This window comes from Shimia gijangensis (genome assembly GCF_900142085.1).
Lineage (GTDB): Bacteria > Pseudomonadota > Alphaproteobacteria > Rhodobacterales > Rhodobacteraceae > Shimia > Shimia gijangensis.
Window position 1 is genome coordinate 16,253 of the sequence record NZ_FQZQ01000004.1, and the last position, 23,025, is coordinate 39,277.

General features: G+C 56.2%; 24 protein-coding genes. 10 read left to right on the plus strand and 14 right to left on the minus strand.

The window, feature by feature from the left end; genetic code table 11:
• Positions 1-421 precede the first annotated feature (421 nt).
• The 5 genes from BUC32_RS04535 to ubiA form a co-directional block, all read right to left on the minus strand.
• Complete coding sequence (locus BUC32_RS04535; protein WP_073249924.1) at positions 422-775, minus strand: hypothetical protein; 354 nt, start codon at positions 773-775, stop codon at positions 422-424.
• Positions 772-1,077: a hypothetical protein gene (locus BUC32_RS04540; protein WP_073249926.1), complete on the minus strand. Its 306-nt coding sequence runs from the start codon at positions 1,075-1,077 to the stop codon at positions 772-774. Before BUC32_RS04540 ends, BUC32_RS04535 begins: the two co-directional genes overlap by 4 nt.
• A 442-nt stretch (positions 1,078-1,519) precedes the next feature.
• On the minus strand, positions 1,520-1,843 hold the full coding sequence (locus BUC32_RS04545; protein WP_073249928.1) for a hypothetical protein: 324 nt from the start codon (positions 1,841-1,843) through the stop codon (positions 1,520-1,522).
• Positions 1,830-3,827 carry an OmpA family protein gene (locus tag BUC32_RS04550; protein ID WP_073249930.1) on the minus strand — a complete coding sequence of 666 codons (1,998 nt, stop codon included), beginning with the start codon at positions 3,825-3,827 and terminating at the stop codon, positions 1,830-1,832. Before BUC32_RS04550 ends, BUC32_RS04545 begins: the two co-directional genes overlap by 14 nt.
• 59 nt (positions 3,828-3,886) lie before the next feature.
• Positions 3,887-4,864, minus strand: a complete 978-nt coding sequence (ubiA, locus tag BUC32_RS04555; RefSeq protein ID WP_073249932.1) for a 4-hydroxybenzoate octaprenyltransferase — start codon at positions 4,862-4,864, stop codon at positions 3,887-3,889.
• Between the two features lie 12 nt (positions 4,865-4,876).
• Here ubiA and BUC32_RS04560 point away from each other — a divergent pair, with 12 nt between their 5' ends.
• The 4 genes from BUC32_RS04560 to BUC32_RS04575 all read left to right on the plus strand — a co-directional run bounded on the left by BUC32_RS04560 (position 4,877) and on the right by BUC32_RS04575 (position 8,417).
• Complete coding sequence (locus BUC32_RS04560; RefSeq protein WP_073249935.1) at positions 4,877-5,602, plus strand: 16S rRNA (uracil(1498)-N(3))-methyltransferase; 726 nt, start codon at positions 4,877-4,879, stop codon at positions 5,600-5,602.
• The gene (locus tag BUC32_RS04565) at positions 5,599-6,474 is read left to right on the plus strand and encodes a GNAT family N-acetyltransferase (RefSeq protein WP_139280634.1); all 876 of its coding nucleotides are present in this window, start codon (positions 5,599-5,601) and stop codon (positions 6,472-6,474) included. The genes BUC32_RS04560 and BUC32_RS04565 overlap by 4 nt, the downstream gene beginning before the upstream one ends.
• Positions 6,471-6,980: a hypothetical protein gene (locus BUC32_RS04570; RefSeq protein WP_073249939.1), complete on the plus strand. Its 510-nt coding sequence runs from the start codon at positions 6,471-6,473 to the stop codon at positions 6,978-6,980. Before BUC32_RS04565 ends, BUC32_RS04570 begins: the two co-directional genes overlap by 4 nt.
• 66 nt (positions 6,981-7,046) lie before the next feature.
• The gene (locus BUC32_RS04575) at positions 7,047-8,417 is read left to right on the plus strand and encodes a glutamate--cysteine ligase (RefSeq protein WP_073249941.1); all 1,371 of its coding nucleotides are present in this window, start codon (positions 7,047-7,049) and stop codon (positions 8,415-8,417) included.
• 53 nt (positions 8,418-8,470) lie between these two features.
• Here BUC32_RS04575 and BUC32_RS04580 read toward each other — a convergent pair whose 3' ends face one another.
• The 7 genes from BUC32_RS04580 to BUC32_RS04610 form a co-directional block, all read right to left on the minus strand.
• Positions 8,471-9,013: a DUF805 domain-containing protein gene (locus BUC32_RS04580; protein ID WP_073249943.1), complete on the minus strand. Its 543-nt coding sequence runs from the start codon at positions 9,011-9,013 to the stop codon at positions 8,471-8,473.
• 134 nt (positions 9,014-9,147) lie between these two features.
• Positions 9,148-9,756, minus strand: coding sequence for a glycerol-3-phosphate 1-O-acyltransferase PlsY (plsY, locus tag BUC32_RS04585; protein WP_139280635.1), 609 nt, complete (start codon positions 9,754-9,756; stop codon positions 9,148-9,150).
• Positions 9,753-11,030, minus strand: a complete 1,278-nt coding sequence (gene pyrC, locus BUC32_RS04590) for a dihydroorotase (RefSeq protein ID WP_073249945.1) — start codon at positions 11,028-11,030, stop codon at positions 9,753-9,755. The genes plsY and pyrC overlap by 4 nt, the downstream gene beginning before the upstream one ends.
• Entirely contained in the window at positions 11,027-11,578 is a 552-nt protein-coding gene (locus BUC32_RS04595) for an aspartate carbamoyltransferase catalytic subunit (RefSeq protein ID WP_073249947.1), read from the minus strand. Before BUC32_RS04595 ends, pyrC begins: the two co-directional genes overlap by 4 nt.
• Entirely contained in the window at positions 11,575-12,015 is a 441-nt protein-coding gene (locus BUC32_RS04600) for a hypothetical protein (RefSeq protein ID WP_245815131.1), read from the minus strand. The genes BUC32_RS04595 and BUC32_RS04600 overlap by 4 nt, the downstream gene beginning before the upstream one ends.
• A complete protein-coding gene (locus tag BUC32_RS04605) occupies positions 12,012-12,572 on the minus strand; it encodes a hypothetical protein (protein ID WP_073249949.1) in 561 nt (186 codons plus the stop codon). The genes BUC32_RS04600 and BUC32_RS04605 overlap by 4 nt, the downstream gene beginning before the upstream one ends.
• A gap of 101 nt (positions 12,573-12,673) precedes the next feature.
• Entirely contained in the window at positions 12,674-13,630 is a 957-nt protein-coding gene (locus BUC32_RS04610) for an aspartate carbamoyltransferase catalytic subunit (protein ID WP_073249951.1), read from the minus strand.
• A 185-nt stretch (positions 13,631-13,815) separates the two neighbouring features.
• On the opposite strand from BUC32_RS04610, the gene BUC32_RS04615 reads away from it, so the two are divergent.
• The 5 genes from BUC32_RS04615 (at position 13,816) to BUC32_RS04635 (ending at position 20,399) form a co-directional block, all read left to right on the plus strand.
• Positions 13,816-14,598 (plus strand): uracil-DNA glycosylase, encoded by a 783-nt coding sequence (locus BUC32_RS04615; protein ID WP_073249953.1) that lies wholly within the window; start codon positions 13,816-13,818, stop codon positions 14,596-14,598.
• A complete protein-coding gene (locus BUC32_RS04620) occupies positions 14,595-14,882 on the plus strand; it encodes a hypothetical protein (RefSeq protein WP_073249955.1) in 288 nt (95 codons plus the stop codon). The genes BUC32_RS04615 and BUC32_RS04620 overlap by 4 nt, the downstream gene beginning before the upstream one ends.
• A 9-nt stretch (positions 14,883-14,891) precedes the next feature.
• Entirely contained in the window at positions 14,892-15,434 is a 543-nt protein-coding gene (moaB, locus tag BUC32_RS04625) for a molybdenum cofactor biosynthesis protein B (RefSeq protein WP_073249957.1), read from the plus strand.
• A gap of 93 nt (positions 15,435-15,527) precedes the next feature.
• Positions 15,528-16,991 (plus strand): efflux RND transporter periplasmic adaptor subunit, encoded by a 1,464-nt coding sequence (locus BUC32_RS04630; RefSeq protein ID WP_073249959.1) that lies wholly within the window; start codon positions 15,528-15,530, stop codon positions 16,989-16,991.
• A gap of 6 nt (positions 16,992-16,997) precedes the next feature.
• Complete coding sequence (locus BUC32_RS04635; protein ID WP_073249961.1) at positions 16,998-20,399, plus strand: efflux RND transporter permease subunit; 3,402 nt, start codon at positions 16,998-17,000, stop codon at positions 20,397-20,399.
• On the opposite strand, the gene BUC32_RS04640 is transcribed toward BUC32_RS04635, so the two are convergent.
• Positions 20,400-21,206, minus strand: a complete 807-nt coding sequence (locus tag BUC32_RS04640; RefSeq protein ID WP_073249963.1) for a protein-disulfide reductase DsbD domain-containing protein — start codon at positions 21,204-21,206, stop codon at positions 20,400-20,402. It abuts the gene before it with no gap.
• 179 nt (positions 21,207-21,385) lie between these two features.
• Here BUC32_RS04640 and BUC32_RS04645 point away from each other — a divergent pair, with 179 nt between their 5' ends.
• Positions 21,386-21,940 carry a YqgE/AlgH family protein gene (locus BUC32_RS04645; RefSeq protein ID WP_073250491.1) on the plus strand — a complete coding sequence of 185 codons (555 nt, stop codon included), beginning with the start codon at positions 21,386-21,388 and terminating at the stop codon, positions 21,938-21,940.
• Positions 21,941-22,015: 75 nt separating this feature from the next.
• Here BUC32_RS04645 and BUC32_RS04650 read toward each other — a convergent pair whose 3' ends face one another.
• Positions 22,016-23,002 carry an L-threonylcarbamoyladenylate synthase gene (locus tag BUC32_RS04650; RefSeq protein ID WP_073249965.1) on the minus strand — a complete coding sequence of 329 codons (987 nt, stop codon included), beginning with the start codon at positions 23,000-23,002 and terminating at the stop codon, positions 22,016-22,018.
• Between the last annotated feature and the right edge of the window lie 23 nt (positions 23,003-23,025).

Genomic DNA, 23,025 nt, shown 5'->3' on the forward strand with positions numbered 1-23,025 from the left:
GTCAATTTTCTGATACTCTCGCAGACAATGCCACCTCTCACCCGATGGATCCAAATAACCACCTTCGGGCACCACAACCTTCACGCAGGAAGACTCTCGAGTTCTCCGGAAACCATGAAGGCAGCTCCATCCTTCTCCATAAGATCGGAACGTTAAGTAGGCGTTTTCTGGCACAACAATGGCCACGCATGTGTTTTCATGGGGTCGAAAAGCAACGTCACATTCCCACCCACTTCCGTAGGACTTGGCGTGCGCGTTGTCTGGCATGACGCCAGTAGAAGATTGCGCAAGTACTGGGCTGATCACAAGAAACGACAGGCAAACTGTTAATGTCCAAACCGAAACCCAGGACGTTGTGCCAAAGTGCCTTGGTATTGTAAGGCGTGCTGAAAGTGCAGCACGCCTCAGATGAAGAATGGCCCTAGGACGCATCCAAATCCAGCCCCTCAATACAGGCAACCGCAAGATCAGAGTTTGGCTTTTCAGTTCCGGGAGGTGTTGCCCAACCAGCTTCCATGACCGCCTTGCGACGGGTATATCCAGTGGCCTTTCGAATTGTTGCCAGTTTCCCGATCCGATCAGGATCGGAAGCAGCCATATCCAGACACATTGGCACCATAGCTTTGGTCACTTCTTCGTTGGCAAAGGTTTTTGCCATTTTTGTGGCGGTACCGCCGGTTGTCCATCCGCCCCAAGAAAAGCCTAGGAAAGTCGCGGCAATAGCGCCGACAACGACGCCGTAAACGCCGGGTTTAGTCCATTCAGGTAAGTTCATTTTTGATCCTTTGACGGAGAAAGCGCCGCCTCACTGTTTTTTTGATTGTTTGAATTCAGTTGGTCCTGCATCAGAGCGGTCTCAAGATCGCGATGATCTACTTTGAGAAGCTCAGGGTCGCCATTCCGCCCAAGAACTAAGAGGTGTGTTGCAATCCTTCGGGATGCCGTAAAACTACTCCCCTCCAGTACGTCATCTTCAGCAAACACTTCGTAATTGCCTGCAGGTAGTGCATCTTTGTGCTCGCCAATCACAAACGGGTAAAGAAACGTCACAAAGGACGCGGTCGTGCTCGATGACATCGGCAGCCTTCCAATACGCTTGGCCCCCAAAAAGGGCTAAGACACTGAATTTTCATGATGGAGGGAAGCAACTTGGCTCGGCAGGCAAAACGCCTGAACAGCTGAAAACGACTATCCCTTGCAAGAGATACATAGAGGATTACTTCCATTTTTACAATCGAAAGTAATTTCGGCAGTTGCGTTCGGGCTGTATGCTGTTCGTTTTCGCTGAAGTGCTAGTGTTTGAAAATAGATCATTTTTCACACTGTTGAAGGTGTAACGGAAAGTTTTCACCTACAGAATTACAATGGCTGCGCTATGGCACCGGTAAACGAAATGAATGCCGGTTTTGAACCGGAAGTACCAATCAAATCGATCAAGGTTAATGACCGTTTTTTCCGTTTAGCGGACCTTTGAAACACCACGAACTCTCAGAAACAGGCCCCATTTACTGACCGCCTGTTAGCCATTAGCACGCTCAATGTGGCTGCGCATTTCTTCGGCTTCGTGGCGTGCATCGCGCAGACCTTCCATGGCGGCGGACAACTCAGCTTCGGTCTGGGCCAGCTGGTTGGTCAGCTCAGCTTCGCGCTGTTGCAGATAAGTGATTGCTTGATCGCGGGTCTCTTCTGCTTCGTGCAATTCCTGGCTCATACGCTCGAGCTGGTCGACATCCGCCTGAGACACACGGGTGAAGCGGTGGATCAGCCAGTTGGCAAACCACCCCATGCAGAACGCCACGAAAAGAATGATCGCAGTGGTGATGATAAACTCAATTCTGGTCATCGGTGGTCTCCTGCTGGGTGGTCTCTGCAGCGTCTTGTGTCGTTGTGTCAGAGGCAGCCGCGTCGGTCGTTTCTGCCGTGGCCGTTTCACTCGTGTCGATTGACGGCTCCGTACTTGGTGCGGGAGCAGATTGCTCGGCTTCTTCCAGCGCCGTGGTTTCTTCCACGATTGGTTCAGGACGCACCAAAACAAACTCAATGCGGCGGTTGGCCTCGCGACCCTCCTCGGTCTCATTGTCAGCGATGGGTTGGCTTTCACCATACCCTTTGGCCGAATAGCTGCTGGTCAGCATACGCCGTTCATGCAGTGCATTCAGGACTGACTGAGCACGCGTTTGGCTGAGCGCCTGGTTCATTTCTTCACGGCCCTGACTGTCGGTATGGCCTTGAATCTCAAGTTTTACGTCGGCGCATTCCGTCAGGACTTCTGCAATTTGATCAATAATGGGCTCTGCACTTTCATCCAGTGTGCCGGACCCCGGTTCAAACGTAATCTTTTGGTCTTTGAGGACTGCCCGCGCAGCCAATTCGCATTCTTCTGGTGTGGGCAACTGCGCGACCGGGTCAAGTTTTTCCTGATAAGCAACGTCGATGCTGTATTTGTCCGATTGCGACAGGCGGCTCGAAAGTAGCTGAGAAATCCGTGCGTTTGCTTCCGGGTCGCCGGTTTGCCCGCGCACTGCAAGGCTGTCAGGCGTGATTATCAGAGCGCCATTGTGCAATTCTGACAAGGCATCTAGTCCCGCCATGACCCGCAAAGTCCAGGTGGCAGGCAGTGCGTCGTCCAAACGGGCGGCCATATGCACAGCCTCGCTCCCGAACCGCGCGCGTGCATAGTTTGATGCGGTGTCGCGGCTAAGATCATCTGGCAGCCGCCCACGCAATTGCAAAAGACCTTCGGGACTAAGCGTCGCTGTGAACTCGGGAATACTGCCTTCTTCGGTTACGACTTCTGGTTCGGGCAAGGTCGAGTGCAGGGCGAAAACGTCTGGTAAAGATGTTTCCATTTCACCGATGACCCGGTCGAAAACTGCTTGATCCGTTCCTTCCAGAGCAACCAAGGTGATATCGGCGTCTGAAAAGGTGACTGACCCGCCGCCAAGCCCGGCGACGCCATTTAACGCAATGACAACGGCATCGGCCCAAGCAGGGGTCGGTACGCCTAACCCGATTGTGCAGCTTACTCCCGTTGCAAGACCGGCAACCTTGGCAGTCTCGATGATGCGCCTTTGAGCGTCTTCGGTATCCGCCGAGCAGGCGTCAAATCGCGCACCGTTCTCGTCTTTGACGAAGCGCAAAGTGAAGGGGGTGATCACAGGCCGAGGGGCGGTGATTGCCAGCGTAAGTTCCAGATTGGCCGAGGCTTTGCGGCGCAGTTTGGCCTCGATCTCGTCGCGATGTGCACGGCTGTCGCTCATGGCGGTGACGGACACGCGACCCGCTTCGATCGAGATTTTAGCGCGTGGCAAAAGCTGTAGCGCGTTCAGTGCAAAGGTCGTGGCCTGTGTCCAGCCTTCAGGGTGTCTGTAGTCGGCGGTTTCCAGAAAATCCGTGATCTTGGGGTCGCCATCCAGTTTGCGCAACGCCTTGAGCATTGCGGCGCGATCCGAGCTTTCCGGGATCAGGCCGATCAATTGAATGCCTGAATCATTGCGAAGGATCTCGACTGAGAAACGAGGTGGCGCGAGATCGGCTGTGGCCTCGACCTGCATATTGTCAATCACGCGAGCAGCGTCGACAATGCCGCCAGCGGTTGAGATGGCGCGGAACCGATTGGCCTCGGTAGGGGCCACGCCGGTCAGAAATACCTGCAGGCCTTCAGCGTGGACCTTGGCCCACATCATATCCTTTTCCTCAAGCGCATCTTTGACGCTACGCCGGGATGTTTCCTCGATCAGGTCGGCCGAAAAGGTGGCCGCAACGAGGCTGATTATGGCGGCAAGGCCAAACGTCGAAATGACAATAAGAAGTGATGACAGGCGCATACGGGTCGATTTACTTTTGTTGGTGGGGCCTTGTTACGACGCGGCGGCGGCGCTTGCAATCACAGGAACAGCGCTACGGCGAAAAACAGCAAAGGGATCAGGCCCGTATCACGGTTTGACCGGAACAAATACAGCAGGACCTCTGGGTTTTCTGTGTTGAGGCGTCGCATCTGCCATTGCATGTGCCAACCCATGACCCATGTGCCTCCAAGCGCGACCAGCAACGACAAGGGGCTTCTGTCGGCGGCGGACAGGTAGACAGCCAAAGCCAGCAAGGTGACCGTCAGGATCAGAAATCCTTGCAGCCATTGCGGGGTCTTTTCGGCAAACAGTCGGGCTGTGGATTTCACGCCGATCAGGGCGTCATCTTCGGTGTCCTGGTGGGCATAAATCGTGTCATAGAACAAGGTCCACGAAATACCCGCAACATAGAGTACTACAGCAGGCCATTGCAGCGTGCCGGTGTGTGCCGTCCAGGCCAGCAACGCGCCCCAGTTAAATGCGAGTCCCAAAAACACCTGAGGCCACCAGGTAAAGCGCTTTGCAAAGGGGTAGACCGCGACCGGAAGCAGGGAAAGAACCCCAAGGGAAATGGCATTTCTGTTAAAGGTAAACAAGATGCAGGCAGCTATCAGAGCTTGCACGGCCATCCAGATGCCAGCCTGTTTGGCGCTGACCTGGCCCGAAGGAATAGGGCGTGACTGGGTGCGCTCGACCTTGCCATCATAATCCCGATCAGTGATGTCATTCCATGTACAGCCAGCCCCGCGCATCAGCCAAGCCCCCATGCCACAAGCCACGGCGATCCACAGATCAAACAAAGATGCCTGACCATCGGACAGCATTGCCAGCAAAAGTCCCATCCAACAAGGTAGCAGCAGCAACCATGTGCCAATGGGACGGTCTGCACGGGACAATCGCAGATAGGGACGGGTTTTTTGGGGGGCAATATGATCCACCCAGTTTCCGGTCACTGCGTCGGAAACCTGACCACCCGTTTCGGGAGAGGGCTCTGGTGTTGAGGGCGTGTCGACCATATGTAGGATTCCATGAAACAGGCAAAAGTCAGATTGTATGTAGAACATGCCTTGGGGACAGGGCAATCGGTTCCTCTGGAAAGAGGTCAGGCGCATTATCTGTTTGGGGTGATGCGCATGGCGGTGGGTGATCCGGTTTTGCTGTTCAATGGACAAGATGGCGAGTGGCGCTGTATCGTCGCTCAGGCGGGAAAACGGGGTGGTGTGTTGGTCTGTGAAGAGCAAACCAAGCCTCTGCAAATGCCGCCGGATTTATGGCTGTTGTTTGCGCCGATCAAAAAAGCCCGCACAGATTTCATCGTGGAAAAAGCTGCTGAAATGGGGGCCGCGCGTATTCTGCCAGTCCAGACAGATTTCACCAATTCCGAACGTATTCGACAGGACCGCTTGCAAGCGCATGCGGTTGAGGCCGCTGAGCAATGCGGCGGGACCTTCGTGCCCGAGGTCGCCGATCTGCAAAAACTTGATCGCCTTTTGGCGGATTGGCCCCAAGACCGTCAGTTGATGTTTTGTGACGAGGCCGAGGTGGGCAGCGCCAAGCGATTGGGTGACGCGACAGGCGACAAATGGGCGATCCTGATTGGCCCCGAAGGTGGGTTTTCGGAGGTCGAACGCAAAAGACTTACAGCTCATCCCAACGCACACATCGTTGCGCTTGGCCCGCGCATCCTGCGCGCAGATACGGCGGCTGTGGCAGCCATGACACTTTGGCAGCAAGCCCTGGGAGATTGGGTTTGATCCGCAAGGCCCGACCGGAAGACACCGATGCGATTTGGGAATTTCTCGCCCCCCGCCGCGCTACGTCAATGTTTCTGTCTGGCAACCTGACCGACCATGGAATCAATACAGAAGGGCAGCCCAAGTCCAATACTGTTTGGGTCGGCATCAAGAAAGGCCGTGTTAAGGCTGTCTTTGGGTTGACCGAATACGGATACCTCGTTTTTGAAGCAGGTGCCTTTCAGGCAAACTGGACCCACACACTTCGAGAGCAGATGGCGGGGCGAAAAATTCGGGGCATGAACGGAACATGGGACCAATTCACCGCGGTACGAGACGCATTAGGGCTGGGCGGGACAAGTGGGCCGTTTGATGTGCGCCAGCCACACTATCACCTCCGGCTTGAAGATTTGACAGTGCCCGCAGGGGATAGTGAATTGCGCGACATACGCTCCATTGATTTGCCGCTTTTGCGAGATTGGCGGTTTGCGGCAAATGTTGAAGTGATGTCTGTACCTGAAACCGGCGAGTCGCGGGCAATGGCCGTCAGATATGCGGACGAGTTGCTGGAAACAGATCGGGGCCGGTTGTTGTGGGCCGGGGATACCCCAGTGGCAATGACGGCTTTCAACGCTGAAACTGAATCTTGCGTACAGGTTGGATCGGTCTACACCCCGCCCGACCAGCGCCGCAAAGGTTATGCGCGCCGAGCTGTGGCACTTCATTTGCACCAAGTGCGTCCCAAAGGGGTTGAGGAAGCCATCCTGTTCGCCGCCAGCCAAAATGCGGCGCGTGCCTATGAGGCAATCGGGTTTTGTCAGATCGGTGACTACGGTGTCGTCGATTTTAGCGAGCCACAGATCGTTGCAACACATGCAGAGGTGCTGACATGAGTTTCATCCGCCCCGAAGCCCGCGCAGCAATGTTACGCTGGCGTGAGACGATGTTGGGCTTGCTGGTTGTGCTGCTGGGCCTTTATTGGGCCACCGGGTTTGGCATTTTGAAATGGGTCGGGGTGGCTCTGTTGGTTGCCGGAACAGGCTTTGTGCTGGCGGGTGTGCAACGGGCACGGTTTCGTGGCGCGCAGGGTGGTCCCGGGGTGGTTCAGGTGGATGAACGGCAAATCACCTATTTCGGCCCCCTGGACGGTGGTGCGGTGGCGATCGACGATCTGAGCGGCGTGTCGCTGGATGCGCGCAGTGATCCGCCCATGTGGGTGCTGCGCCAGCCGGGCCATCCTGAATTGCATATTCCGGTCAATGCGAAGGGCACAGACGCCTTATTCGATGCTTTTGCGGCCCTTCCCGGCATCCGCACCGAACACATGCTGACCCAACTTAAGCAAAAACCGGATCACCCTGTCGTGATCTGGACAAAACACGCCGCGCGGTTGCATTGACACCGCTGGCGTTTTTCATCACCACTGATCTAACACGCGTATCCAACAGGGCCGGAGACCTCCCCCATGTCCATTCCTCAGTCCGGCGGCGGACCCATCGAACATCACTCACAACTGGCGGAGTATCTGGAAGAGGGCTGTAAGCCCCGCCAAGACTGGCGCATTGGCACTGAGCATGAGAAATTCGGCTTTTGCAAAGACACGCTGAACCCGCTGCCTTATGAAGGCACGCGGTCGATTGAGGCGGTGCTCAAAGGCCTGCGAGACGGTCATGACTGGAGCCCCGTTGAAGAGGGTGGCAAGCTGATCGGGCTGGAAAAAGACGGCGCCAATGTTTCGTTGGAACCGGGCGGGCAGCTGGAGTTGTCTGGCGCTCCGCTTGAGACAATCCACCAGACTTGTGACGAGGTGAACCATCATCTCGCGGACGTGAAAGACATCGCTGACAAAATCGGTGTGGGTTTTATTGGATTGGGCGCAGCCCCTATCTGGTCGCATGATGACATGCCGCTGATGCCCAAAGGTCGCTACAAGCTGATGGACGCTTATATGCAGCGCGTCGGCACCATGGGACGCGATATGATGCGTCGCACCTGCACTGTGCAGGTGAATCTTGATTTCGCCTCCGAGGCGGACATGGTGAAAAAATTGCGTGTGGCTTTGGCGTTGCAACCTGTGGCGACAGCCCTATTCGCCAATTCGCCGTTCTTTGATGGTAAACCCAATGGCCACAAATCCTGGCGTAGCCGGGTGTGGCGCGATTTGGATCCGGCCCGTACTGGCATGTTGCCCTTTGTGTTCGAAGAGGGCTTTGGGTTTGAAGCTTGGGTGCAATATGCGCTCGATGTGCCGATGTATTTTGTCTACCGCGATGGCAGATACATTGATGCGCTGGGCATGTCGTTCCGCGATTTCCTGAAAGGTGACCTGCCGGCATTGCCCGGAGAGACGCCAACGCTCAGCGATTGGGCTGATCACCTGACAACGGCCTTCCCCGAAGCGCGGATCAAGAAATACATGGAGATGCGCGGCGCTGATGGCGGCCCGTGGCGTCGCCTTTGTGCACTGCCCGCGTTCTGGGTCGGGTTGATGTATGATCAGTCGTCATTGGATGCTGCTTGGGATTTGGTCAAAGGCTGGAGCGCGGAAACCCGCGAGGCGTTGCGGGTGTCGGCCAGCAAGGACGGGCTTCAGGCGCAGGCAGGCGACGTCAAGATGCATGATCTCGCCCGTGAAGTTCTGAACATTTCAGAAGCAGGCCTGATTGCACGGGCCAAACCCGGTGCTGGTGGTCTGGTGCCAGACGAGACCCATTTCCTAAATGCTTTAAAAGAAAGCATCGACAGCGGCAAAGTGCCAGCGGACGAATTGTTGGATCACTACCACGGGGATTGGAACGGTGATCTCACCCGGATTTACGGCGAATTCAGCTACTAAGAAAACGGGGCCATGCAGGCCCCGGTATTCTATTTGATGGATGATGATCCCAGTTACTGGGTTTGCAGAACCCTTGCGCGATAATAGTCGCGAACTTCTTGTTTGCGGGCAACTTGCATTTCCTCTGACGGTTCATCGTGCAGACGATCCAGACAGGCATAACCCTGCATTGGATCATGCCTCGCTTTGGACGTGCCGGTTCTCCTAACTCTGCCATTGCGCTGCGCGGGCCCATAGTAGTTGTCATCCCGCTCGGAGGGCAGAACCATCAACACCAAAAACCACAAGCCGCCCACAAAGGGCACAAACACGATGAAATACCAAAATCCAGACCGGCCGGTGTCATGCAGCCTTCGTATCGCCACGCTTAAGTTCGGAATCATGGTCAGTAAACCAAAGACGAAAGAAGAATACCCTAATGGATTCAGTGCGACAGTTTCCGCATTGGTGATCTTGATTACGTCCGCAAAGATGCATCCTGTCATGATCAGGAATTGAAACAAAGACCACCACCAGAATTCGGCGCGTGTGGCTCTGCCTGTGAAATTGAGTGACTTGAACACAGCCGATTCAACGGCTGCAATTGGTCCCAACATGGCGGATCTCCGGTACAAATAATCTACAAGAGGTGTCCCACCAGAAATCGGCACAAAAATGGCATCAGACGTACGATTGCGAGGCGCCGACCTGTTTCCCCCTTAAATTGTACGGTATTTTGGGTTAAGAGCCGTTATTTTTTACCGATTTTCGGTTCGGTACCTGCCTTGATACGGGAAATATTTTCGCGGTGACGCCAAAAAATCAGAAGCGTTGTTATGACGCCGAGAAGAAAGATTTCACCTCTTCCCAGAACCAACATCCAAAGGGTTGAACTGGCCGCAGCCATCAGGGCCGACATCGATGAAATGCGCGACACGATTGCCGTGACCAGCCACGTCAGACAACAGGCGATACCAACAGGCCATGCCAGCGCCAGCATCAACCCCAAAAAGGTCGCAACACCTTTGCCGCCCTTAAAGCGCAGCCAAATCGGATAGCAGTGGCCGACAAAAGCCATAAGGCCGGCAATCTGAGCGGCACTATCGCCAGCGATACAGCGCGTGATCAGCACGGCGGCGGCCCCTTTGCCCCCATCCAGCAACAAAGTTGCGGCGGCGGCGGGTTTGCTGCCCGTGCGCAACACATTTGTGGTGCCGATATTGCCCGACCCGATTTCGCGCAGATTTCCCAACCCAAATAACCGGGTTACGATCATCCCAAATGGGATCGAGCCCAAAAGGTAGCCAAATGCACCCCAGATCAGGAGTGCAGACAAGGCTGGGGTCATATCGGCCATCATTGTCTCCGGTAAACGGCCGCGCCGGCCACGTAAGTTGCCAGCACCTTACCCTGCATCTGGCGTCCGTCAAACGGTGTGTTCTTGGACTTTGAATTGAGCTTGAACCGATCCAGAATAAACGGCGCATCTGCATCGAACAGCACCAGATCGGCAGGTGAACCGACCTCAAGCCGCCCGCCGGGCAGGCCCAGGCGGTTGGCCGGGTTCAGCGCCATGGCCCGCCACAACTCGGGCAAGCTCAGATAGTCGTTGTGATAGAGTTGCATTGCAGCAGGCAGCAGGGTTTCCAGAGCGACGGCCCCACTTGCTGCCTCTTCAAAGGGCAGACGTTTGCTTTCTTCGTCCTGCGGCGTGTGCATCGATGAAATAATGTCGATCAACCCGGACTTGACCGCATGAATGATGGCGATCCGGTCATCTTCGGATCGCAGTGGCGGCTTGATTTTAAAGAAGGTTCGATAGTCGGCCACGTCCAACTCATTCAGTGTCAAATGGTGGATCGATGTGCCCGCGGTGACGTCAAATCCATTGGCCTTGGCGCGCTCCAGAGAGGGCAGCGCGCGGGCGCAGGTGATCTGGTCGGCGTGATATTTCACGCCCGTCATTTCGACCAAGGCGATGTCACGGTCCAATCCCATACGTTCGGCCATAGGGCTGACGGCGGGCAGGCCGCGCAGGGATGCGAATTTGCCACTTGTGACCGCCGCGTCCTTGGACATTCCAGGTTCTTGCGGATGCGAGATTACCAAAGCTCCAAGTGAGCGCGCATAGGTCATCGCGCGCGACAGCACTTTGGTGTTGGTTACAACGTGATCGCAATCGGTAAAGGCCACGGCTCCGGCATCCAACAGGAACCCGAATTCGGTCATTTCGCGCCCTTCACGCCCCTTGGTCAGGGCAGCCATGGAGACCACATTTACTGGCGCTGCCTGATTGGCGCGCCGAGTGGCAAATTCAAGCGTTTCCGGGCTGTCGACAGCAGGAATGGTATCTGGTCGGGTCACCATGGTCGTGACGCCCCCTGCAGCAGCGGCCAGACCTGCGGTTTTAAAGCTTTCTTTGTGGCGTTCACCCGGCTCGCATACTTTGACACCAATATCGACGATACCCGGCGCCAAATACTTTCCGCCGCAATCAACCACTTCAGCATCCTCGGGCAGGTCGACTTCCGCGCCCACGGCTTTGATTTTACCGTCCTGAACCAAAAGACTGCCAAGTGTGTCGGTTAAAGTCTTGGGATCAATCAAACGTGCGTTGGTGAAGAGTGTGGTCATCGGTCCATTTCTCCGTCTTCCCGGTCTGCCTGCCGGTGTCTTTTCTGCACGTCCCGCATCATGCGATAAACGTCTTTGCCACCTTCAATTCGCTCAAAGCCAACCTTTACCTGGCGCGTCCCATTTTTTGTGCGTCGGGTTCTCGTGGCGAAAAACAGGCTGTCCGGCGGGCCTTCAGTCAGGCTCAGCATCGTATCCTCTGTGATCGGAAAAGAGTCCAGAGTTTTGCCGCGCACAGGTAGCGAACTGGCGATAAATGCACGCTGATCCGTGAGCGTGTACCACGTGTTGCGCCGCCTGTACGCGCTCCAGACCATCGGGCCACCCGTCAGGCCAAGGCCAACGGTGAAATGGATCAGGCCGAACATCCAAAAGAACCCGCCTGCCTGTGATGCCATGATCATCCAGAACAAGGCAAATCCGGCAAAGGCGAGCCCAAACAGGCTGGTGGCAACATTGGCAATGCTGACCGTCACTGCGCCATCAGGCCGCCCCTGCCAAAGGATAGTCTCACCGTCGTCCAGTATGCCTTTCCAACCGTCAGTCATAGTCGGCCTCCAACTTGCACGGCCTTGATCTGGCGGATCGTCTCAGTTGGGTCACCCTGATACTTGACCAGATACTTGTCGCCTGCATTTGTGACCACCTGTACGACACTGCCCATCTTGTTGAGCGCTTTGATCTCACCCAAACGGATCACCCGGTCCATCGGCCCCAAAATACGTTCATTGGTTAAATCCCAGCGCACGGACAATTCTTCGCTCATCATGTAAAAGCCCCGAACAGCCACGGCAAAAAGCCCGCCGATCGCGCCTGTCCAGACATGTGGGTTGCCCAGAGCCCACAAGATCACCATGCCGCCCGCCATCGCAAAAACCGCCATCCACGTGTTGGTGCGCGTATAGGTCGCCCGATCTGCGCGAAACGAGGTCAGCACCTCTTCGCCATCGTTCAGCGGGGTGTTGGGGGTCATGCGGGTGGTCATCGGGTTACTCCATAGATCACGGCAGCAAGGAAAAGCGCGACAATTGGCAAGGCAAGCAGAGCCCAAATCAATGTCAGATGTGGGCTCGGGTGGGCTGGCGCGGCTGGTGCAAGGATGCCTTTGGCCGCTTCAGACGGCAGAGGTGCAAAAACAACAGGGGCTTTGTCTTCGCGGTAGGTTCCAATCCAGCGCAGTGGAGCCCGCGGTGTCAGGGTTTGGGCAATGCCGTCAAATGCCGAAGAAAAGACGATCAGAACATGCCCCGTAATCGCAGAGAGCCGTGCCGCATCTTGTGCGACGTCTACCTCAGAAACTCCAAGGCCTTCGGTCATGTAGCCCGTCAGGCCAAGGTCTTCGAGGCTGGCGATATCACAAAATTCGATAAAGTCTTCGTCCAAGTACGTGGGATCCAGTGCATCCCACAAAGGCCAGCTGGATTGTTCGCCATCTTTGTCGAATGACCGGGTGCGGAACAAGGTAATCTCTTCAGGGGGAAGGTCCACTGAAAACAGGCGAATAAGGCCGTTTTCGGTGGGTGTGACTTCCATGCGTGTCATCCGCCAACCCATATCACCAGACCCACCATGGCAAACATGACGATCAACGCCACCGTTGCCACACGGCCCGACATTTTGGGATCTTTAGGGTCTTCCATCCGTTACACCTCTACCGGCTGGTTTCTGCGTTCCGCCCGCAAATTGCGCGCCAAAAGGTCCATCGCCGCCATGCGCACGGCAACACCCATCTCAACTTGTTCCTGAATGACCGAGCGATTGATGTCGTCGGCAATCTCTCCGTCAATTTCAACGCCTCGGTTCATTGGGCCGGGGTGCATAACGATGGCATCGTCTTTCGCGTGGCTCAGCTTTTCTGCGTCAAGACCGTAGCGGTGGTAGTATTCGCGTTCGGACGGAATGAACCCGCCATCCATACGTTCTTTTTGTAGGCGCAGCATCATCACGACATCAACGTCTTGCAGCCCTTCCCGCATATCCTCAAAAACCTCGACACCAAATTCGCCAATTTGCGAGGGCATCAGAGTTGGTGGGCCAATCAGACGAATACGGTTTTCCATCTTACCCAGCAGGATCAGATTTGATCGCGCCACGCGGCTGTGCGCGATGTCGCCGCAAATGGCGATGTTCAAGCGATGCAGTCGTCCTTTGGCGCGTCGAATGGTCAGGGCGTCCAGCAAAGCCTGGGTGGGATGTTCATGCCGCCCGTCGCCCGCATTCAACACTGCACAATTCACTTTCTGCGCCAGCAAATCCACGGCTCCAGAATGGGGATGGCGCACCACCAGCAAATCGGGGTGCATGGCGTTCAGGGTCATGGCCGTATCAATTAGGGTTTCACCCTTTTTGATCGAACTGGCCTGCATCGCCATATTCATCACATCCGCGCCCAGCCTTTTGCCCGCCAATTCAAAACTGGCTTGTGTGCGGGTCGAATTTTCAAAGAACATGTTGATCTGTGTAAGACCGGTCAGGGCATCAGAATGCTTCACATCGCGCCGGTTCAGATCGACATATTGATCTGCCAGATCAAGGATCGCGGTGATCTCATCAGGACGAAGATGCTCAATCCCCAGAAGATGCTTCTGACTGAACCCCATGATCTGCTCCTACCCTGATTGTGCCTTGCTTATAGAAAGGGCAAACCGCCTCGGCAAGCGGATCTCTCGCAGCTTCACTTTTTCGAAAATACTCCGGGGTGAGCGTTGTTTTTGCAACGCAAAGATAACGTGAGGGGCAGCGCCCCTCTCTTTCCCCTCCTTGTGCAACTGGGTAAGGTGACGCCATGGAATCGGCTCTCGACTATTATACGGCACGGGCCCTGCTGGAATGGCAGGTCGAACTTGGCGCAACCGAGGCCATTTTGGATGCACCGGTTAATCGTTATGACACGCCTGCGAAAATCTCAAAACCCGCACCTGCCGCCGCCGCTCAATCTGTGTCGGTCACTCAACCAGACATAGACCCGGTGCAAATCGCCCGCGAAGCAGCAAATTGCGCGACCGACTTGGATGGATTGCAGGCCGCGCTGGCAGGTTTTGAACATTGCGATCTGAAACGCGGCGCCCGCAATCTAGTGTTTGCCGACGGCAATCCGGCTGCGCGCGTGATGATTATCGGCGAAGCACCGGGGCGCGACGAGGATCGCGAAGGCCGACCATTTGTCGGTCGCGCAGGTCATCTGTTGAATCGGATGCTGGCTGCCATTGATATGGGCCGCGTTCACAATCTGTCGGCGCAATCGGTCTATATCACCAACGTTCTACCGTGGCGCCCACCGCAAAACCGCGCCCCCCAGACCGAAGAAATCGCCATGATGCTGCCGTTTCTGCGCCGTCACGTTGAAATTGTGGCACCTGATATCATTGTCCTGATGGGAAATATCTCCTGTTCAGCAGTTCTGGGCAAACGTGGCATCACCCGCCTGCGCGGCAACTGGACCGAAGCGCTGGGCAAGCCAGTTTTGCCAATGTTCCATCCCGCTTATCTTCTGCGCCAACCCACGGCCAAGCGCGAAGCCTGGGCCGATCTGTTGAGCCTTCAGGCCAAATTACGAGACCTTGTATGATACGTTGGCTTGCCGCAGCTTTTCTGACGCTCGGCTCAGCCGCGCAATCTGACCCGCTTGGAGCCAATGACTATGCCAGCAACGCTTTTCCGCCTGCTGAGCCTGTAGATTTGAAAAATCGGTTCGCATCACTTGTTGCCCAAAGCCGCGACCAGATTACACAGTGTTATCCCGGTGGGGCCATGGTCGAGTATGCCGAGGCATTTCTGGGGTCTGAGGCTGAGGCGTTGTTTGCAGCAGCGCTCGCAAAGCCCCGCCTGCCAGTGACACAACCCTGCCTCTGAGGACCAAACATGCCCCGCTTCGACGACACCAAAGACTTTCTTCCTGTTCGTATCGCCGTACTAACGGTCTCAGATACGCGAGGCTTGGATCAGGATAAGTCCGGCGATACGCTGGTGGGACGCATCGAAGCGGCCGGCCATATTCTGGCAGATCGCAAGATCATCCGGGACGAGCGCGACCAGATTGCCGATCAGCTACGTACATGGTGCGCCAACAAAGACATCGATGTCATTATTTCAACAGGCGGCACCGGTCTGACCGGGCGCGATGTCAGCGTCGAAGCGCACCGGGATGTCTACGAAAAGGAGATCGAAGCCTTTGGGACGGTCTTTACCATGGTGTCGATGAACAAGATCGGTACTTCTGCGGTTCAGAGTCGGGCGACTGGGGGTGTGGCCAATGGCACTTATCTGTTTGCGTTGCCCGGATCGACCGGCGCCTGCAAAGATGCTTGGGACGACATTCTGCAGTATCAGCTGGACTACCGCCACCTGCCTTGCAATTTCGTGGAAATCTTTCCGCGCCTTGATGAACATATGCGACGGAAATGACGTATTCGTGCATAAAAGCTTCAGGCCCTTGGCAAACAAGGAAATTACCCCAATTATAAAGGGTGGACCCACGTCAGCGGAGACCGAAGCCTTATGCGATTCCTGAGACAAAGCCTGACTGGCCTGTTCCTGCTTGGGCTGACGATTGCTTTGATGCTGGTCGCAGGTCAGATGATCTATGGGGCTGTATCCGAAAGAATGGCACGCGACAGCGCGGCACCTGAAGGGCGCGAACGCGTGTTTGCGGTGGGCGTGCAGATCGTCGAACCTCAAAGCATCGCACCGGAACTGGTTGCCTTTGGCGAAGTGCGCAGCCGCCGCAGCCTTGAGGTGCGGGCCAAGTCGTCGGGGTCTATCATCACGCTGTCTTCTGACTTTGTGGATGGTGGCGAAGTTGCTCTTGGTGAGACTCTTTTGCAGATTGATCCGACCACTGCCGAATTTTCCTTGAGCCGCGCCAAGAATGATTTGCTGGATGCCGAAGCCGAACAACGCGATGCGGACCGCAATCTTGAATTGGCCAAGGCCGAACTTGAGGCCACCGAAGCACAGACAGCGCTGCGCCTTAAGGCGCTGGCCCGCCAGAGCGACCTTTTAGAGCGCGAAGTGGGCACCACGGCTGCGGTTGAGGCGGCTGAACTGGCCGTTGCCGCCGCCAATCAGACCGTTGTGACGCGCCGCCAATTTGTGGCGCAATCCGAAGCACGTGTGGATCAGGCCGTAACGCGGCTGGATCGGGCGCGCATCGCCCTGGCCGAAGCCGAACGCGCATTGGCGGAAACTAAGATCCACGCCGGTTTCACTGGAACCCTCTCTGAAGTGACCGTGGTCAAGGGGCGCCTGGTTGCGATAAATGAGAAACTGGCGACATTGATTGATGCCAATGCCTTGGAAGTCGCGTTTCGTGTGTCCACGCCGCAATACGTGCGTCTGTTGGACGAAAACGGGCGGTTGCCCGCCGCCGAAGTCACCGTGCTTCTGGACGTGATGGGACAGGACTTAAGCGCAACAGGTGTTGTCAGTCGTGAAAGCGCGGTTGTCGGCGAAGGCGAAACGGGTCGCCGTATTTATGCACGCCTTGATGCGCCGCGTGGTCTAAAACCCGGAGATTTCGTGACTGTTCGCCTACGCGAAGCCGAGATCATGAATGTGGTGAAATTGCCTTCAGCAGCCTTGGATTCCCAGAACCGTGTGATGGTCGTGGGGGGAAACGATCGGCTTGAAGCGGTGCAGGTAACCTTGCTGCGTCGACAGGGGGATCACATTATCCTTGAAGCCACTGGGCTTGCCGGCAAGCAGGTTGTAACGCGTCTCACACCTTTGCTGGGGCCGGGCATTCGCGTCAAACCGCTCGTGTCTGGTTCGGTCGAAGCCATAGCGCCAACGGCTCCTGCAATGGTGGCTCTTGATGACGACGCACGCGCCCGGTTCATTGCGGCTATCGAATCCAACACGACGATGCCTGCCGAGCGTAAGGCACGGGTTCTGGACCTTCTGGCTCAACCCGAAGTCCCGGCCGGGCTGATTGAACGGCTTAAGTCGCGTTCGGGGGGCTAGGGAGCATTGCGCACCATTTCAGCTCCTGCCAATGGCGTTCTGTCGTATTTCACGCGACATGGTACGGCAGCCAACCTGTTGTTGGTGGTGCTGATCGTTGCGGGGTTGCTGGCCGCGCCGCGCATGCGGGCACAGTTTTTCCCCGACGTGGTGATCGACAATGTCAGCGTTTCGGTGACATGGGAGGGTGCCGGAGCTTCTGATGTTGATGCCGCCATTGTGCAGGTTTTGGAACCTGCCCTGTTGTCTGTGGAAGGTGTTGAAAGTACCGCTTCGCGATCCTTGGAAGGCAGCGCTCGCATTACTCTGGATTTTGAACCCGGTTGGGATATGGCGCGCGCGGCGGATGACGTTCAAACAGCGGTCGATGCGACAACCACGCTTCCGGATGACGCTGATGATCCCAAAGTGAAGCGCGGAGCTTGGCGTGATCGGGTGACTGATGTCGTTATAACTGGCCCGGTCGATCCTACCCAATTGGGCCGCTACACCGATGAATTTCTGACCCGACTGTTTGCAGCCGGTGTCACCCGTACGACCATTCGCGGCGTTGCGGCCCCTCAGACAATAATCGAAGTGTCGACTGTCGATCTGATGACCCATGATGTCAGTATCGAAGAGATCGCCATTGCAATTGCACAAGAGGTGAACACCGATCCCGCAGGGGACGTTGAAGGGGCCAATGCACGCGTGCGAACCGGTGTTGAGAAACGTGCACCGGATCAAATTGCGGCAATTTTGTTGCGATCAAATCCGGATGGATCAAAGCTGACGATTGGCGATGTCGCCACCCTGAGGGTCGAAGGCGTGACCCGCAATCGGTCATATTTCGTGGGCGAAGACCCGGCGATGTCGATCAGGGTGGATCGGAGCAGTCAAGGTGATGCCATTGCCATTCAGGAACGTGTGGAAAACGTGGCAGCCGAGATGCAGACCACCCTGCCAAAGGGCGTGACCGTGCAGCTCACCCGCACCCGTGCCGAGGCTATTACCAGCCGTCTGGACTTGCTTTTGGACAATGGTCTGATGGGATTGGGGCTCGTGGTGGCGCTGTTGTTCCTGTTCCTCAACGCGCGCACCGCCATTTGGGTCGCTGCAGGCATTCCTGTGGCGATGCTGGCGACGATTGCGCTGATGTATGCCTTTGGGCTGACCATCAACATGATCTCGTTGTTTGCCTTGATTATCACTCTGGGTATCGTTGTGGATGATGCGATTGTGGTGGGCGAACACGCTGATCACCGCGCCCGAAATCTGGGGGAACCGCCGATGATCGCGGCTGAAAACGCTGCTCGTCGCATGGCGATGCCGGTGTTCTCAGCGACTTTGACCACAGTGATTGCCTTCTTTGGATTGACGGCGATTAGTGGTCGATTTGGCGAAATGATCGCCGATATACCCTTTACCGTGATTGTGGTGCTGTTGGCCTCGTTGGTGGAATGCTTTCTGATCCTGCCACATCACATGGCCCATGCATTGGCGCATTCGGCCAAAGATCACTGGTATGACGCGCCCAGCCGCGTCGTGAACCGGGCGTTTCGCTGGTACCGATCTCGTATTTTTCGTCCGGTCATGGGGCTGGTCGTGTGGGCACGCTATCCTGTGTTGGCTTTGGCCACGGTTGTTTTGGCCAGCCAGTTGGCCCTGTTTGTCAGCGGTGATGTCAAATGGCGGTTTTTCAACTCGCCTGAACGCGGGTCTGTCACCGGCAACTTCTTTATGCTGCCGTCGGCCACACGTGAAGACACGCTGGCGCAAATGCGCGAATTACAGCGCGCCACCGAGGCGCTGGGCAAAGAATATGAAGAACGTTACGGCCGCAATCCGTTGGATTATGTGTTGGCCGAAGTGGGCGGAAACTCCGGCTACGGGCTGGCCGGTGCAGAAACGCTGGACGATGATCTGAAAGGCGGCATTGGCATTGAGTTGATTGATGCAGACCTGCGCCCCTATTCCAGCTTTGCTTTTGTCGGAGAGCTGCAGGAGCGTGTTGGCAAACACCCCTTGTCTGACACGGTCAGCTTTCGTGGATGGCGGTCCGGCCCAGCGGGTGACGCTCTGGATGTTCAGTTTTTCGGGGCAGAGGCTGCCACGCTGAAACAGGCATCCGAGTCATTGAAAACGGCGGTCACTCAATATCCCGAAGTGTCGGCGGTTGAGGACAATCTGGCCTATGACAAAGAAGAATTGATCCTTGAGTTGACACCGCAGGGCCGCGCCTTGGGCTTTAATATCGATGGCTTGGGCCGGGTGTTGCGCCATCGGCTGAATGGGCTTGAGGCAGCCACCTACCCGGAAGGACCGCGCAGTGCTGCAATCAGGGTTGAATTACCTAAGGATGAGCTGACTGCGAATTTCCTTGAAGGCAGCCTGATGCGCACACCCGCCGGAAAATACGTACCACTGGCGGATTTGGTGACCGTTGAACGGCGCACTGGGTTTTCTACCGTGCGTCGCGAAAACGGCATTCGGGTGGTCAGTGTGACCGGGGATATCTCGGAAGATGACCCCGCGCGTGCCGAAGAAATTTCGAACCTCTTGCGTACAGAAATCCTGCCTGAAATCGCCAGCCAGCAACAGGTTGAATGGCGACTTGCGGGATTGGCAGAACAGGAAGACGAGTTTCTGAGTGACGCCTGGCTGGGATTGCTCATGTGCCTGACAGGTATCTATATTGTGTTAGCATGGGTCTTTGCCAGCTGGGTGCGCCCTATGGTGGTGATGGCGATTATTCCCTTTGGGCTGGTTGGCACGATCTATGGCCATCACTTTCACAATGTACCTTTGTCGATGTTCACGGTTGTGGGTCTCTTGGGATTGACCGGGATTATCATCAACGATTCTATTGTGCTGGTATCCACGGTCGATGAATACGCGAAAACCCGTGGTTTGGTGCCGTCAATCATCGACGGGGCTGCGGACCGATTGCGCCCCATGATGCTGACATCAGCCACAACCGTTCTGGGGTTGGCACCCCTGTTGTTCGAACGCTCACAACAGGCGCAATTCTTGAAACCCACCGTGATCACATTGGTTTATGGTCTGGCCTTTGGGTTGTTTCTGGTGCTGCTGGTGGTGCCAGCGCTGATCGCCGTTCAGTCAGATGTGGCGCGCCAGATTCAGGCCCTACGTCGCAGCGTGCGTAGCATTAAGTTGCGCCTTTTGATGGGAGTGTCTGCTGTGCTTTTGATGGCATGGCTGGCAGCAACCGTCGGGTATTCTGTCGTCACCGGAGGCGTTTATCCAGGGCTTGCTTCGGTCTTGCCGATGCTGGCCGGGACGCCAAACATTGCCATGGTTGTGGCAGTTTTCTTTTTTGGTGCATGGGCGTTAACGACAGGTATCTTTGGACTCGCAGCATTGCGCATGGCCTTGTGGCGGCGCCGACACGCCTCTGTGGGCACCTGATCAGCCTGCTGAACACCCTTGGATGTCAACCGCGTGGCGCTTGCCCAAAACCGTGAACCTGAGCGTCGACCGGTTCACCATGAAGCTGTCTCCATTCACATGCATCAATTCGCTTTTGGCCACTAGAACCCCGCCTTCGCGGTGAGTTTTCGCCTCGGAAACCCAGACAAGCGGATTGTCGGTCTCGATCACAGCAATCTCGTCCCCACCTGTACTGGGCAGATGCAATCGTGCGGTCACCATCAGGCCATCGGCCGACGTCGATATCCGGCAGGATGCCTTTTTGACACCGGCCTCGGATTTGGTCAGAGGACGAGAGGCAATGGCGGCGGCAATAATCGGGTCACGTTTTCCGGTGTCCTTAGGAAATTTGGCGGACACTTTCAGACGTTGAGGCACGCAAATGTCGCGACACACACCGATATCCATTACCGCCTTAAAGCGGACCTGCTTGCCATCCTTCTTTGGCGTGATGTGAACGGGCAAAATCAACTCTTCTTTATAGCCGATCGAGCGCATGCCATTTTGCGAAAACACCTCGGGGGTTGGCCAAGTGACGCCCACAGATTGCACGTTGCTTGATCCGGTCCAGTCAAAGCTTGGCGGGATGCCCGCATCTCCGGGAGCGCGCCAATAAGTTTTCCAGCCAGGATTAAGGGTGATCCGGATGGCAGCGATCCTGCTGCCGTCTTTTTCCTGCCAACCAGGTAGCACTTCAGCTTGCACGACACGGTCGAAAGATTGTGCAATCACGGGCAGGGCAAGGCCGGTCAGGCATAAGGCGGTCAGGATCAGGCGTTTAATCATGTTTCCTATGTGGGCGATTGGTCGTTCAATGCCAATTCACTTTCGGGCGAGAAAAAGTGCGCAGTTTGTAACATCTGCCGCGCCATAGCGCCGCGAGGGGCTTGCACGATGCGCGTTGCACCCGCATCTTGGGGGAAGCAGAAGGAGCGGTTTGCTTGAGTAAAGAACCCGACCAAGACCTGAACCTGACCGGCAAAATCCTCATTGCCATGCCCGGAATGGGAGATCCTCGGTTCGCCCACTCGGTGGTGTTGATGTGTGCCTATTCTACAGACGGTGCAATGGGACTGATTGTGAACAAATCCGTCGAAGGCATGAGCCTTGATGCCTTGTTGGACCAGCTATCGATTGAACATGAAGGGCAGGCAGGAACCGCAGGGCTGTATTTTGGAGGGCCGGTTGAGACCGGGCGGGGATTCGTGTTGCACACCCCGGACTATCACTCGAACCTTTCGACCATGGACATTGATGGGCGGTTCGCGATGACGGCCACGCAGGACATCCTTGAGGATATTGCTTCTGGTGGCGGGCCGTCCTCGGCGCTTGTGGCGTTGGGGTATAGCGGGTGGGGGCCGGGTCAGCTTGAAGCCGAGATTGCTGCCAATGGGTGGTTGATTGCTGAGCCTAGTCAAGCATTGGTGTTTGAGGAAGATGACGCAAAAATCTGGTCAGAAGCGATGAAGTCTCTGGGAATCGATCCGATTACCTTGTCTGCCACTGCAGGTCGCGCATAAGGGGCGCTGCCCCTCACGCCGTCTTTGCGTGGCAAAGACAGCGTTCACCCCGGGATATTTTAAACCAGATGATGATCAGGGGCGTGGTGCAGCTGCGCGGCGCAAACGATCATTGATGGCGCGCCCAAGCCCGTGGTTTGGGATCGGAGAGACAGCAATGGTTTGAGCCGCCAGTGCGTCCATCGCGTGCAAATGACCAAAGAGATTGGCTGCAGCCTCAGTCAGATCTCCTGCGGGCGAGAGATTTACGGTGGCCTCTACCGGACCAAACCCAAGCAGCATCTCGCCCTCACGCAGGTCGGTCGCATTGAGACGCACAGGGGCGCCGGGGGCATAGTGAGATGTCATTTGACCGGGTGCGGTCAGCGGGTCGCTGGATTGATACACATCAATCGGGCCACCAAGAGCGGCTTCGATCGCTTCCAGAGGCAGGCCTCCGGGACGCAGAAGTGTTGGACCCTCGGAAAGGCCGACAATGGTGGATTCCAAACCAACGTCGCAGTCGCCTCCGTCCAGAATGGCGGCAATCCGTCCGGATAGTCCTGCCTCGACATGAGTTGCGCATGTGGGGCTGATTTTGCCTGAAGGATTGGCAGAAGGTGCCGCGACCGGACTGCCAAAAGTATCCAACAAGTGACGCGCAACGGCGTGTTCCGGAATGCGTATGGCCAGGGTTGGCAGGTCAGCGGTGACCAAAGGGGATAGGCCAGACCCGGGGCGGATCGGCAGAACCAATGTCAAAGGACCGGGCCAAAAGGCGCTGGCCAGCCGATCGGCTTCGTCGGTCCAGACAGCATAGGTTTTTGCGACAGCCACTGATGGAACATGTACGATCAGCGGATTGAAACGCGGACGTCCTTTGGCCTCAAAAACGCGGGCGACGGCCATGTCGTTGCGCGCGTCTGCTCCAAGCCCATAGACAGTCTCTGTCGGGAAGGCGACAAGCTGGCCTTTGGCCAAGGTTGCAGCTGCCCGCGCATAGCCGTCCATGTCTGGTTTGAGGATTTGTGTCTCCACGTCGCGATCTCCTGTGACGCTGCGTTTCTCTGGGACAGCGCCCATCGGCCCCTTACCTTAGGGCGCAA